General features: G+C 60.0%; 14 protein-coding genes. 13 read left to right on the forward strand and 1 reads right to left on the reverse strand.

Translation table 11 applies throughout. The annotated features are described in order from the left end of the window. Positions 1-792, forward strand: coding sequence for an RNA polymerase sigma factor SigF (locus DW796_RS05950; protein ID WP_117635146.1), 792 nt, complete (start codon positions 1-3; stop codon positions 790-792). After that, a complete protein-coding gene (locus tag DW796_RS05955; protein ID WP_118094560.1) occupies positions 789-2,201 on the forward strand; it encodes an AI-2E family transporter in 1,413 nt (470 codons plus the stop codon). Before DW796_RS05950 ends, DW796_RS05955 begins: the two co-directional genes overlap by 4 nt. Positions 2,202-2,207: 6 nt before the next feature. On the opposite strand, the gene DW796_RS05960 is transcribed toward DW796_RS05955, so the two are convergent. Continuing rightward, positions 2,208-2,447, reverse strand: coding sequence for a hypothetical protein (locus DW796_RS05960; protein WP_118094561.1), 240 nt, complete (start codon positions 2,445-2,447; stop codon positions 2,208-2,210). A gap of 194 nt (positions 2,448-2,641) precedes the next feature. Between DW796_RS05960 and alaS the strand changes: the two genes are divergently transcribed. The 11 genes from alaS (at position 2,642) to DW796_RS06015 (ending at position 12,552) form a co-directional block, all read left to right on the forward strand. Continuing rightward, positions 2,642-5,299 (forward strand): alanine--tRNA ligase, encoded by a 2,658-nt coding sequence (gene alaS / locus DW796_RS05965; protein ID WP_118094562.1) that lies wholly within the window; start codon positions 2,642-2,644, stop codon positions 5,297-5,299. Positions 5,300-5,316: 17 nt separating this feature from the next. After that, positions 5,317-5,745, forward strand: coding sequence for a Holliday junction resolvase RuvX (gene ruvX, locus DW796_RS05970; protein WP_118094563.1), 429 nt, complete (start codon positions 5,317-5,319; stop codon positions 5,743-5,745). Beyond that, positions 5,738-7,171, forward strand: a complete 1,434-nt coding sequence (gene mltG / locus DW796_RS05975; RefSeq protein WP_233539683.1) for an endolytic transglycosylase MltG — start codon at positions 5,738-5,740, stop codon at positions 7,169-7,171. Before ruvX ends, mltG begins: the two co-directional genes overlap by 8 nt. Before the next feature lie 2 nt (positions 7,172-7,173). Continuing rightward, on the forward strand, positions 7,174-7,671 hold the full coding sequence (locus DW796_RS05980) for a YqeG family HAD IIIA-type phosphatase (RefSeq protein ID WP_117861840.1): 498 nt from the start codon (positions 7,174-7,176) through the stop codon (positions 7,669-7,671). An 8-nt stretch (positions 7,672-7,679) separates the two neighbouring features. Then, complete coding sequence (locus tag DW796_RS05985) at positions 7,680-8,213, forward strand: shikimate kinase (protein WP_099431675.1); 534 nt, start codon at positions 7,680-7,682, stop codon at positions 8,211-8,213. Then, entirely contained in the window at positions 8,210-9,319 is a 1,110-nt protein-coding gene (locus DW796_RS05990; protein ID WP_118094565.1) for a hypothetical protein, read from the forward strand. Before DW796_RS05985 ends, DW796_RS05990 begins: the two co-directional genes overlap by 4 nt. Positions 9,320-9,451: 132 nt before the next feature. Continuing rightward, positions 9,452-10,582 (forward strand): Xaa-Pro peptidase family protein, encoded by a 1,131-nt coding sequence (locus DW796_RS05995; protein ID WP_118094566.1) that lies wholly within the window; start codon positions 9,452-9,454, stop codon positions 10,580-10,582. Positions 10,583-10,741: 159 nt separating this feature from the next. After that, the gene (gene efp, locus DW796_RS06000) at positions 10,742-11,305 is read left to right on the forward strand and encodes an elongation factor P (protein WP_006233983.1); all 564 of its coding nucleotides are present in this window, start codon (positions 10,742-10,744) and stop codon (positions 11,303-11,305) included. A gap of 24 nt (positions 11,306-11,329) precedes the next feature. After that, entirely contained in the window at positions 11,330-11,692 is a 363-nt protein-coding gene (locus tag DW796_RS06005) for an Asp23/Gls24 family envelope stress response protein (protein WP_118094567.1), read from the forward strand. Positions 11,693-11,695: 3 nt separating this feature from the next. Continuing rightward, positions 11,696-12,283 carry a transcription antitermination factor NusB gene (gene nusB, locus DW796_RS06010; protein ID WP_117639362.1) on the forward strand — a complete coding sequence of 196 codons (588 nt, stop codon included), beginning with the start codon at positions 11,696-11,698 and terminating at the stop codon, positions 12,281-12,283. A gap of 2 nt (positions 12,284-12,285) precedes the next feature. Continuing rightward, the gene (locus DW796_RS06015; protein WP_089571754.1) at positions 12,286-12,552 is read left to right on the forward strand and encodes an exodeoxyribonuclease VII small subunit; all 267 of its coding nucleotides are present in this window, start codon (positions 12,286-12,288) and stop codon (positions 12,550-12,552) included. Positions 12,553-12,555 lie beyond the last annotated feature (3 nt).

Genomic DNA, 12,555 nt, shown 5'->3' on the forward strand with positions numbered 1-12,555 from the left:
ATGACCGAACGCTCCCGGAGCGGCAAGACCGCTTGGGACAAGGAGAAAACCCGCGAGCTGTTTCGTCGTTATAAGGAGACCGGTGATCCGGATGCTCGCGAGCAGCTCGTCATGTCCCATATGAACCTGGTAAGGTTTCTTGCCAACAAATTCAAGAACCGCGGCGAGCCGCTCGATGACCTTTTGCAGGTCGGCTATTTGGGCCTGCTCAAGGCTATCGACCGCTTTGACCCTGAACGCGGACTTGAGTTCACGACGTTTGCCACGCCCACCATCTTGGGCGAGATTAAGCGCCACTTCCGCGACAAGGGCTGGAGTGTGCGCGTGCCGCGTCGTCTGCAGGAGCTCTCTGCCAAGGTTAACCAGGCCACCGATAAGCTCACCAACGAGCTTCAGCGTTCGCCCAAGGTTGAGGAAATCGCCGATTACCTTGGCGTGACCGTTGACGAGGTGCTCGAAGCCATGGAATCGTCCTCGGCCTATACCTCGGTGCCCATCGAGGCTCCCGGTGCGTCCGATTCCGATGATGCGCCTTCGATTCTCGATCGCTATGCCGACGACGACAACGAGCTCGACTTTACCGATGACCGTCTGGTAATCGAGGAAGCCATCCGCGATTTCTCGCCTCGCGAGCGCGAGGTTATCGAGCTGCGTTTTGTTAAGGGCATGACCCAGATCGAGATTGCCAAGAAGCTGGGCATCTCGCAGGTGCAGGTTTCGCGTCTGCTGCGCCGCACGCTTAAGAAGATTCAAGATAAGATTGACCCCGACGGAGTGATGGTTCGTTCATGAGTGAGCACCCCCAACAAATCGACCGCACGCTGCGCGATACCCGCATTCTGACGCTGCGCATTTGGGGCGTCGTCGGCTGCATTGTCATCGCTGCCGTCATCTTTAACCTTATGGGCATCCTGGCACCGGTCATCGAGTTTCTCGCGGTCGGCTCCATCATCGCTTTTGTGATGTCTCCGATCACCAACTGGCTCGAGCATCACGGCGTCGGACGTGGCCTCGGTTCGCTCATCGCGCTCATTGTGGTTGTTGCCGTGCTCGTCGGCGTCGTCTGCATCCTATCGCCTATTTTGCTCGGTCAAATCATGGAAGTCCTGAGCCGCCTGCCCGAGCAGCTTCGTGTTGTGGGTGGTGATCTCAACGAGATGCTCTCGCACGCCAAGACGCTCAACAACACGCCGCTCAAGGAGTATCTGGACGACAATCTTTCTTCGCTGGTTACCGTAGCGTCCAAGTATGTCTCGCAAATTGCTGCCGAGCTCGGCCGCGGTGTGTTTCCGCTCATTACCAACACGGCCTCACAGCTGTTCGTCATCTTTCTGGGTCTGGTGCTTGCCTACTGGCTTGCCTGCGATTATCCCCGCATGCACCACGAGGTCTGCACCATCATCGGACAGGAAAAAGAGACCTCGTACCGCTTTATGGTTGCCATCCTTTCACGCTCGGTCGGCGGCTATATGCGCGGCATGGTCGTAACGTCGATCTGCGGTGGCATCCTTGCCTTTATCGGCTTTACGCTCATTGGCCATCCGTATGCAGCACTCATGGCTATCTTTACCGGCATTATGCACTTGGTTCCGGTTGTCGGTCCCTGGGTGAGCGCGGCGATCGCCACGGTGCTCGGGTTTATGTTCAGCCCTATGCTGGCGTTATGGACGCTTGTCGTGACCATGGTGGCTCAAAACGTCACCGATAATGTCATTTCGCCTAAGGTCATGCAGAGCTCGGTGCAGGTGCATCCCGTTATGAGCCTGACGGCCCTCGTTATCGGTTCGGCACTCATGGGTCCCATCGGCATGGTTATCGCCATTCCGCTGTGCGCGGCCCTCAAGGGCATCTTCGTCTACTACTTTGAGAACGAGACCGGCCGTCAGCTCGTGGCATACGACAGCGCCGTGTTTAAGGGCACTCCGTATCGCGATACCGAGGGTAACCCGGTCGCCGCCTACGACGCGCTCGGAGACGATACGTTCATCTATGAGTCCGAGCTCATCGGCAACGAGACCGCGCCCGAGGCCCAGGCCATGCCCAAGCCCGAGCTCGATAATCCCTGGATTAAGCTCTCAGGCCTGCAGCCCGACGCGACGGGTTTCTTTAAGAACCCCTTTGCCAAGGACGACGACACAAGCTCTGACGACGACACCAAAACCGGCATCGACGGCTCCATGGACGATTCGGATTCCAAATAGGCCCTGTTAGCGTTTCTTGATGTTGTAAATAACAATAAACGCGATCAAAGCGATTGATAAGGGGCCAGCCACATAGAAAAAGATGGCGTCAATTGCGCTTAGGGTGTAATACGCTTTATCGCCAGATGTTACTGCGTACAATGCGTAGCCAAATCTCGGCTGGTTCACATACCAGCTCGAGTAAGCGAAGATTGCTAAAAGGGCTACCGAGGTTAGTGCATTCACGACAAACCGTTTGCTTTTCATCGATCGCTCCTTCCGGGTGAGTCTTATATGTAATTCTACAGCAGCCTATTTTTCAAGGATTGCTTAGTCCTAAATAACGTGCACTTTCGCTGGAGGGTCGCTGTTTGGCGGCCCTCTTTTTTGCACGGGCGCGGTGGGATGGTAATATCGTTACGTTTGAACTGTTTCGATGTGAAACCGAGGAGATTCCCTCTATGAGTGCTGACTACCCGTCAATGACTACGGCCGAGATTCGCTCCAAGTTCCTCAACTTCTTTGAGGAGCGCGGTCTTAAGCTCTATCCTTCTTCGTCCCTCGTCCCCGACGATCCTTCGCTGCTGCTTGCCAACGCCGGCATGAACCAGTTTAAGGAGTACTACCAGGGCAAGAAGACCATGAAGGAGATCGGCGCGATCTCCTGCCAGAAGTGCGTCCGCACCAACGACATCGACTGCATCGGCGAGGACGGCCGTCACCTGTCCTTCTTTGAGATGCTCGGCGACTTCTCCTTTGGCGGCGTCTCCAAGCAGCAGGCCTGCGCTTGGGCCTTTGAGCTCATCACCAAGGAGTTCAAGCTGCCGCTCGACCGCCTGTACTTCACCGTCTTTACCGAAGACGACGAGACCCACGACGTGTGGCGCTCTCTGGGCGTTGCCGAGGATCACATCTCCCGCCTGGGCGAGGACGACAACTTCTGGGCCGCTGGCCCCACCGGCCCCTGCGGTCCGTGCTCCGAGATCTACTTTGACATGGGCGAGGAGGTCGGTTGCGGCAGCCCCGACTGCAAGCCTGGCTGCGACTGCGACCGCTTCCTTGAGTTCTGGAACCTCGTGTTTACCCAGTACGACCGCCAGGAGGACGGCTCCATGCCGGAGCTGCCGCACCGCAACCTCGATACGGGCATGGGTCTGGAGCGCATGGCCGCTATCATGCAGCACAAGACCGCTAACTACGACGGCGATCTGATGCAGCACCTCATCAAACTCGGCGAGGAGATCAGCGGCAAGACCTATGACGCCGACGATTACTCCGGTGCCAGCCGCTCGCTGCGTATCATCGCGGATCACTCTCGTGCCGTCGACTTTATGATCTCCGACGGCATCCTGCCCGGTAACGAGGGTCGCGAGTACGTCCTGCGCCGCCTGCTCCGTCGTGCCGTGTTCCACGGTCGTCTGCTGGGCATCGAGGGCGCCTTCCTGACCAAGTTTATCGACGAGGTCAACGCTCAGATGGGCGAGGCTTATCCCGAGCTGCTCAAGAACGTCGCGCTCGTTAAGGGCATCGTCGCCTCCGAGGAGGAGCGTTTCTCAACGACGCTCGACAACGGCCGCGTTTACCTGGACGAGGCCCTGGCCGCGCTCGCCGACGGCGCTGTCCTTCCGGGCGATGTTGCCTTTAAGCTTCACGACACCTTTGGTTTCCCCATTGACCTGACTGTCGAGATCGCCGGCACCGCCGGTCACGACGTCGACATGGATGGCTTTACCGCTTGCATGGAGGACCAGAAGGCCCGTGCCCGCGCCAACGCTAAGGGCGATGCCTGGGGCAGCTTCAACGACGTGTGGGTCGAGCTTTCCGACAAGGTTGCCGCGACCGAGTTCGACGGCTATGACAACGACGTCATCGATGGCGCCAAGGTTGTCGCCATCGTGCGCAACGGCGAGTCCGTCGAGTCCGCCGCTGCGGGCGAGGACGTCGAGGTCGTGCTCGACCGCACCCCGTTCTATGCCGAGATGGGTGGCCAGCAGGGTGACGCCGGCAAGCTTTCCGCCGAGGGCGTTGCGCTGACCATTTCCGATACCAAGAACCACAACGGCCTGTATGCCCACGTCACCCACGTCGCCGAGGGCACGCTGACCGTCGGTGCTACCGTGACCGCCGCGCTCGACGCCGAGCGCCGTGGCTTCCTGCGTCGCAACCACACCGCCACGCACCTGCTCGACGCCGCGCTTAAGCAGGTCCTGGGCGAGCATGTCTCCCAGGCTGGCTCGCTGGTGACGCCCGAGCACCTGCGCTTTGACTTCACGCACTTCGAGGCCCTGTCCTCCGAGCAGCTCAAGGCTGTCGAGGACCTGGTTAACCAGCAGATCTTCGCCTCCAAGCCGGTCGTGACCCGCGTCATGGGCATCGACGAGGCCAAGGCCGCCGGTGCTGTCGCCCTGTTTGGCGAGAAGTATGGCGACGTCGTCCGCGTTGTCTTCGTGGGCGCCGAGGACCAGCCGTTCTCCCGTGAGCTCTGCGGTGGCACCCATGCCGCCAACACCGCCGAGATCGGCCTGTTCAAGATCATTTCCGAGTCCTCTACGGGCTCCAACGTCCGCCGTATTGAGGCCGTGACCTCTAAGGGTGCTCTCGACTACATGGCCGACCGTCTGGCGCTCGTCGACGCCGCCGCTGCTGCGCTCAAGTGCCGCGTGGATGAGGTTCCCGCCCGCGTGGAGAACCTGCAGGCCGAGCTGCGCGAGACTTCCAACAAGCTCAAGAAGGCACTGACCGGTGGCTCCTCCGACGCTATCTCCAGCGCCATCGAGGGCGCCGTCGAGCTCGACGGCTACAAGCTCGTCGTCGCTGAGCTCCAGGGCCTTGAGGCTGTCGACCTGCGCAATGTGTGGGATACCGTGCACCAGAAGGTCGCCGGTCCTGTCGCCTGCGTCGTCGCCAGCGTGACCGAGAAGGGCACCCCGGCCCTGCTCGCCGCCGGCTCCGATGACGCAGTCAAGGCCGGTTTCCACGCCGGTAACGTGATCAAGCAGATCGCGGGCCTGGTCGACGGTCGCGGTGGCGGTCGTCCCAACATGGCCCAGGCCGGTGGCAAGAACGCCGCCGGCATCGCCGATGCCCTCGCGGCCGCTAAGACCGCGCTCGGCGCCTAAGAATCTAGGTAGTCGCTGTGGTCGCGCTTGCGCTGGACATAGGGGAGACCAGGATCGGCATCGCCGTCTCGAGCCGTGATGGCAAGATGGCGATGCCTGTCAAGGTGCTCCCGGCTGCAGAGGTCACCGGTATGGCCAAGACGTTCCGCTTCCTGCTCGAGGACTATGAGCCCGATATCCTGGTAAGTGGGCGTCCCCTGACCATGGCCGGTGAGCCCGGTCCCCAGGCCGAGCGTGTTGCCGCTGTTGCGCAAAAGATTGCCGACGAGCTCGATCTTCCGTTGGAGTTTGAGGACGAGCGCCTGTCCTCGCAGGAGGCCAAGCGTATCCTGCGCGAGCAGGGCCTCAACGAAAAACAGATGAGGGGCAAGATTGACATGATTGCCGCCAGCCTGTTTTTGCAGACGTGGCTTGATCGTAAAAACGAGGAGGTTTCGCATGCCTAGCGCTCCCGATCCGCGCCAGCCGAATCGTACACGTCAGCCGTCGTCGCGCCCTGCCCAGCCTGGCCAGCGTCCGGCACAGCCGACCCAGCGCGCAGCTCAATCTGCCGCGCGCCCGGTGCAGTCCTCCTCTCGTTCGGCCCAACCTGTTCAACGGACGGGTCAGCAGCCTTCTGCTCGTTCGGTTCAGTATCCGGCTTCTCACGCGGCTCAGCAGCCCGCTGCTCGTTCGGCTCAGCCTGCAGGCGGTGCTCGCTTTAAGCATCAGGCACCTACCCAGCGAACGCAGGCCCCCCAATCGCATTCGCATCACGCTCGCGGTTCGCATGGCGTTGCTCCGGCGGCCCGCTCGAGCTACAACACGCATGCTCGTCGCGGTGCCCAAAAGAAAAGCTCCCCGGTGCCCATGATTGTCGGCGTCGTGGTGGCCGTAATCGCGCTTGCTACTATCGCTTTCTTTGTCGTGCCTGCCGTCAAGGGCTTCTTTACCGGTGAGGATACGAAGGTCGCGGCTGGTCAGCAGGTTACGGTGACCATTCCCGACGGTGCTTCGGGCGATACGATCGCCTCGATTCTCTCCGAGAACCATATCGTCGAAAATCCCAAGGATTACTACGCGGCGGTAAAAAAGCTCAACGCTGATATGTCGCTTAAGCCTGGCACCTACTCGTTCACCACGCTCATGGATGCGACCAAGGTTGTTCAGCAGCTCATGGAAGGTCCTAACGCGGGCTCCAATGCGCTGACTATCCCTGAGGGCCTGACGGTCGATCAAGTCGCCGACCGTGTGGCCCAGGCCTACGACAGCATCTCTAAGGAAGACTTCCTCAACCAGGCCAAGGCCTCCAACTATGTGGACGACTATAGCTTCCTTAAGGGCGCCGCCAACGACTCGCTCGAGGGTTTCTTGTTCCCCAAGACCTATTCGTTAGGCGATTCGCCGACGGCTGATGACGTGATTCGCGCCATGCTCAATCAGTTTAAGACCGAGTACAAGTCGCTTGACTTTGCGAGCTGCGAAGCCAAGATCAAGGAGCGCTACGGTGTGGAGATGTCCGATTACGACATCGTTAACCTTGCCTCTATTGTTGAGCGCGAGGGCCTCAACGCCGATCAACGTGCACACGTGGCCTCGGTCTTCTACAACCGCCTTGCCGGCAAGCTCGACGGTCTGCGCTATCTCAACAGCGATGCGACCATGATGTATGTCACCGGTGGCGAGGTTACCGCCGACGACCTGCAGAGTGATAGCCCCTATAACACCTATAAGCACGAGGGTCTGCCACCCACGCCCATCTGCTCTCCGTCGCTCGAGGCACTCAAGGCCACGCTTGAGCCGACCGACTCTGATGACCTGTATTTCTACATTACGCAGGACGAGGAGTACTTCTCGCAAACCTACGAAGAGCACCAACAGTCTTGGAATTGATCATGAGGATTTTTAGCCCCAAACGATACGTTGCCTCGGTCGATCGCATCGACCTTGATACCCTGTGGGCCGACGGCAAACGCGCCATTCTGCTCGATCGCGATAACACTCTGGTGCCGCGCGACACCGAGCAGGTTCCCACTGCGGTTTCCGCTTGGCTCGACGCCGCCCGCGCCAAAGGCTTTAAGCTGTGCATGGTGTCCAACAACTGGCATCGCGACCAGGTCATGAGCTCTGCACGCGAGCTGGGACTTGAGGCCATTAGCCACGCCATGAAGCCCGCCCCGTTTGCCTTGAAGGCGGGTCTTAAGCGCCTCGGCGCCACGGCAGACGAGGCGGTGCTGATCGGCGATCAGCTGTACACGGACGTGTGGAGCGGTAATTTTGCCTGCGTTGACACTATTCTGGTCAAGCCGCAGGCAACCCAGGACCTGTGGTACACGCAGATCTTCCGTATCTTTGAGCGCCGGGCCCTGCGCGACCTTCCCTGCGAGGAATAGGTTTCGCCATGTCTCAGCACATCAAACACGGCTGCGACCATATTTTCTTTATCGGCTTTTTGGGCGCGGGCAAGTCGACGCTTGCGCGCAATGTGGGCACTATGTTCAAGCGTCGATTCATCGATACCGATCGCTTGGTTGTGCGTCGATGCGGCAAGTCGGTGACCGAGATATTTGAGACCGAGGGCGAGGATCGTTTTCGCGAGCTCGAGACCTCGGCACTCCGTTCGCTTCAAAGCGAGCGCAGCCTGCTGGTATCGTGCGGGGGCGGCATCGTCGAGACGCCGGTGAACATTGAGCTGATGCACGAGATGGGTACATGCGTGTACCTCGAAGGCGACTTTGAGGACTCGTTGCGCCAGATTCGTCGCTCCGATACCCGGCCCGATTTCCGCTCGCCCGAGCACGCTGCGCGCTTGTTTGAGCATCGCCGTCCGCTGTATCGCCAGGCGGCCGATATTACCCTTGATATTCGCAACAAGTCCTTCGAGGACGTTTCCTACCTTTGTGCCGAGATGCTTTTGGAGCGTGGACTGCTATGATTCGCCGTCAACTTATCAATTTCCAAAACCGCAGTGTCGATGTCCGCGTCGGATTGGGGGCGTTCGAGGAGCTTTCGCGCATGTTTGCCTCGGCTGTGGGCAAGCCTAAGCGTGCGATGGTGGTTTGGAACGACGCCACATCCGAGCGTTTTGGCGAGGTTGTCGAGCATGCACTTGTTGACGCCGGTTTTGCCGTGTCGCTGCTCGTCCTCGAGGTTTCGCCTGCCGGTGCTACGCTGGTCGATGCCGATACCGTCTTTGGCGCGCTGTCGGCTAACGGCATTACCTGCGATGATCTCGTTGTCGCTGTCGGCGACACGGCGACCTGCTCGGTTGTTTGCTGGTGCGCCAATCAGTGGTGCGGTCGCACCGAGTGCGCCTTGCTGCCGACGACGTTCGACGCCATGCTCACGGTCGCGACGACCATGAAGCCGCTTGTTGCCTCGTCGGCGCATGCGCTTCCCGCTATCGCGTTCCGTCCCGAGCCGGGCTTGGTCGTGTGTGACCTCGACCTTGTACGCGAGGCGGACCCCGAGGACCTCAAGCTCGGCTATGCGGTACTTGTTGGCACCATGCTTTCGAGCAGCAAGTCCCGCTGGAATCAGTTTACCGAGACCATTCCCGAGATTCTCGCGGGCGAGGAGGTCGCGCTCGTCAATGCCGTTCAGTGGTCTCAGACTGCCCGTAAGGACGTACTGATGGCCACGAACCCGAGCGCCCGCCATGCGCTCGATTTTGGCAAGACAGGGGGGCGTACTCTGCGCGTCTGCCTGGGCAAAGCCGCGGCGCAGGTTCCTGCCTACCAGCTGCTGTCCGAGGGCATGCGCTTTGAGGCGCGCCTAGCACATGATGCCTGCGACTTTGATATCGATTACGTCTTTGAGGTCGATGACTCCCTGGAGGACTTTGGTATCGAGGAGCTTGCCTTCGATCTGGAGCCTGCCGCATATATCGAGGAGTTCCGCAGGCAGCAGTTTGTCCGCTCGAACCGCAGCATGTTGCCGCTGCCCGCGGCGCTCGGCGCCATTCGTCTAACGAGCGTTGAGGACGAGGTTCTCGACCGCCATGCTCACGCATACTTGGCTTCTCGCAAAGAACTTCTCTAGGATTTATTGACATACATCGTCTTTCGTATCATGTTGAGGGGCGGGTTTCCAATCGGTTGCGAATCGCGCGCGATTCCATCTTTCGATCGAGGCCCGTCCCGCTTTTATGAGGACAATAAGAAAGGAATCTGCATGTCTGAGTTTGCTGCCGGTCCTGCCGGTCGTATCGAGCGTGTCCGTGCCCTGATGGCTGAGCGCGGCTACGACGCTATCGTCGTGCGCGACGAGGCCAACCTTCGTTGGCTTACGGGCGTCAAGGGCGTCTTCGATTACACCTTCGAGTTCCCGCATGCTGCGTTTATTACGGCCGACCAGTGCCTGTTCCATACCGACTCGCGCTATCTCAACAGCTTTGAGGAGAACACGCCCGCCGGCAGCCCCTGGGTTTACGACATGGACGAGGGCACCATCTCCGGTTGGGTCGCCGGCAAGATCGCGGCCAACAAGTGCCGCGTCTGCGCTGTCGAGGACGACATGCAGATCAATTTCTACCAGGGTATTCAGCGTGGCCTGGAGGACCGCTCCGTTGCCTGCATGCTGCCGCTGATGCATGACGACATCCGTAAGATGCGCGCCATCAAGGACGCCGAGGAGATCGAGCTCATGCGCCACGCGCAGTCGATCACCGACGCCGCCTTCCAGCACATGCTCGGCTATATTAAGCCCGGTATGACCGAGAAGCAGGTCCGCAACGAGCTCGAGAACTTTATGTTCGCTAACGGTGCCGACAGCCTGGCCTTCGGCTCCATCGTCGCGAGCGGTCCCAACACCGCCAATCCGCATGCCGTCCCGAGCGACCGTGTGATCGAGAAGGGTGACTTCGTTCTCATGGATTATGGCGCGGGCTACTGCGACTATCGCTCCGATATGACGCGTACCGTCGTGATGGGCGAGCCCACGCAAGAACAGCTCGACCTGTACGCGCTCGTGCGCCGTACGCACGAGGAGTGCGTCGCCGCCATCCATCCGGGCGTCGAGGGCAATGACATTTTCAAGCTTTCCAAGAAGATCATTGGCGATGCCGGCTATGGCGATTACTACAACCATGGTCTGGGCCACGGCGTGGGCATTGACATCCACGAGCTGCCCAACTTCAACCGCAGCAAGAATATCATCGAGGTCGGCTCGGTTATCACCATGGAGCCCGGCGTCTACCTGCCCGGCGTGGGCGGCGTGCGTCTGGAGGACTACGGCGTGGTCACCGAGAACGGCTACGAGTCCTTCACCAAGACGCCGCATGACCTTCACGTCATCGATTGCTAGCTCATTTCGATAGATTTTTGGGGCGGGACGTCCGGATCGATTCGGACGCCCCGCGTTCTCTTTTTATGCGCTCGCTGCAGGCGCCGTCTGCAAGTGTATAATTTCGGTCGTATGTAATTTGGACGCCTGTGCGTTCTGCCCATAAGAAGAAAGGTCGCTATGCCTACCATTTCTACCGCCGACTTCAAGAACGGCCTCGGTCTCCGTATTAAGGACAAGGTTTATACCATCGTCGAGTTCCAGCACGTCAAGCCGGGCAAGGGTGGTGCTTTTGTGCGCTACAAGACTCGCGATATCAAGAGCGGCCGCGTCGTCGAGAACACCTGCAACGCCGGCACCAAGTTCGAGAGCGTCATGCTCACCACCCGTGAGTTCCAGTACCTCTACAACGACGGCACCGACTACATCTTCATGGACAACGAGTCCTACGAGCAGGTTCCCGTTCCCGAGGACATGGTGGGCGAGAACTCCAAGTGGCTGCGTGAGAACGACATCTGCCAGCTGCTCTTCGCCGACGACGAGCTCATGGGCGTGACCCCGCCGATGTTCATCGAGACCACCATCGTCCAGACCGACCCGGGCTTTAAGGGCGACACCGTCCAGGGTTCCACCAAGCCGGCCACGATCGACACCGGCGCTGTCATCCAGGTCCCCATGTACCTCAACGAGGGCGAGGTCATTAAGGTTGACACCCGCGACGGCAAGTTCGTCTCCCGCGTCTAGCAACCAACTCTTCTAGGAGGACTCATGCCCCAGGAAATCAAGATTGACGGCATCGGCATTTCGCCCGATGTTCTGACCGCCATCGTCTCGCGCGCCGTCACGGATGTCGAGGGCATCGCCTCCGTGGGCGTCAAGGACCTTGCCACCAACCTTGTCTCCATGATGCTTTCGTCTAAGGCCCCGGCTTCCGAGCCGGCGGTCGAGGCCGAGGTCATCGGCGACAAGCTTGCACTCACCGTGCGCGTCGTGGTGTTCTTTGGCTATCCGTTCAAGAAACTCGCCGAGGCCGTTCGCGCCGCCGTGGTCACCGCCATCGATGCCCAGGTGGGCGTCGAGGTCGAGCGCGTTGACGTTTGCATCGACGGCCTCGTTTTCCCCAAGGAGTAACCTTTGAGCCTTAAGGTTTATCGCGGGCGTACGCTTGCCCGCAGTCAGGCGCTGCAGCTGCTGTTCCAGGCCGAGGCCACGGACAGTCCGCTCGAGCGCGTCCTCGAGGGCGATTTCCTGATCTCGAAGGGTCCCCTCGACCCCTATGCGCTGGAGCTTTGTCGCGGTGCCTACGAGCATATCGATCGCATCGACTGTGCCCTGCGCGCTGTCGCCAAGAACTGGGATCTTATGCGCATGCCCGGCGCCGACCGCAACCTGCTGCGTATCGCCGTCTACGAGATGCGCTTCCTCACCGACGAGGAGGTCTCGGACGCTATTGTTATCAACGAGGCCGTCGAAATCGCTAAGGCTTATGGCACCGACCAGTCCGCATCGTTTGTCAACGGCGTGCTGGGCAAGATCGCTCGCAGCGAGGAGCTGCCGGGCGAGGACCTGTACCAAGAGCTGCTGGCCGAGGATCGCGCTCGCGAGGAGGCGCAGGCTGCCGAGGCGGCCGCAAAGGTCGCTGCCGCTCAGGCTGCCGCCGGTGTACTTGCCGAGGATCCGGACGCTGCTGAGGCCGTCGAGGCCGACTCCGTCGAGGAGTAGCCATGCCAGAGGGTTCCGTCCGTAACTTCGATGAGATCTCGGATCGCCTGGACCAGATCATCGCCACCGTTCGCTCCAAGGATACGTCCCTGGAGCGATCGCTCGATTTGTTTGACGAGGCGATTGAGCTTGGCTCCCGTGCGGTCGATATGGTCGACAAGTTTGAGCTGACGCCGCGTGAGGCCGACAAGCTCGAGCAGGAATACGATGAGGATGCGGCAAACGAGTCCCAAGATAGGCAGGCTGCATCCCCGGATACGAATGGTTGATGG

The sequence above is a fragment of the Collinsella sp. AM31-2AC genome, from assembly GCF_003469285.1.
GTDB lineage: Bacteria > Actinomycetota > Coriobacteriia > Coriobacteriales > Coriobacteriaceae > Collinsella > Collinsella aerofaciens_AT.

Coding starts and splice junctions, on each gene's coding strand:
- DW796_RS05950 (WP_117635146.1), top strand. CDS start 1: ATGACCGAACGCTCCCGGAGCGGCAAGACCGCTTGGGACAAGGAGAAA.
- DW796_RS05955 (WP_118094560.1), top strand. CDS start 789: ATGAGTGAGCACCCCCAACAAATCGACCGCACGCTGCGCGATACCCGC.
- DW796_RS05960 (WP_118094561.1), bottom strand. CDS start 2,447: ATGAAAAGCAAACGGTTTGTCGTGAATGCACTAACCTCGGTAGCCCTT.
- alaS (WP_118094562.1), top strand. CDS start 2,642: ATGAGTGCTGACTACCCGTCAATGACTACGGCCGAGATTCGCTCCAAG.
- mltG (WP_233539683.1), top strand. CDS start 5,738: ATGCCTAGCGCTCCCGATCCGCGCCAGCCGAATCGTACACGTCAGCCG.
- DW796_RS05980 (WP_117861840.1), top strand. CDS start 7,174: ATGAGGATTTTTAGCCCCAAACGATACGTTGCCTCGGTCGATCGCATC.
- DW796_RS05985 (WP_099431675.1), top strand. CDS start 7,680: ATGTCTCAGCACATCAAACACGGCTGCGACCATATTTTCTTTATCGGC.
- DW796_RS05990 (WP_118094565.1), top strand. CDS start 8,210: ATGATTCGCCGTCAACTTATCAATTTCCAAAACCGCAGTGTCGATGTC.
- DW796_RS05995 (WP_118094566.1), top strand. CDS start 9,452: ATGTCTGAGTTTGCTGCCGGTCCTGCCGGTCGTATCGAGCGTGTCCGT.
- efp (WP_006233983.1), top strand. CDS start 10,742: ATGCCTACCATTTCTACCGCCGACTTCAAGAACGGCCTCGGTCTCCGT.
- DW796_RS06005 (WP_118094567.1), top strand. CDS start 11,330: ATGCCCCAGGAAATCAAGATTGACGGCATCGGCATTTCGCCCGATGTT.
- DW796_RS06015 (WP_089571754.1), top strand. CDS start 12,286: ATGCCAGAGGGTTCCGTCCGTAACTTCGATGAGATCTCGGATCGCCTG.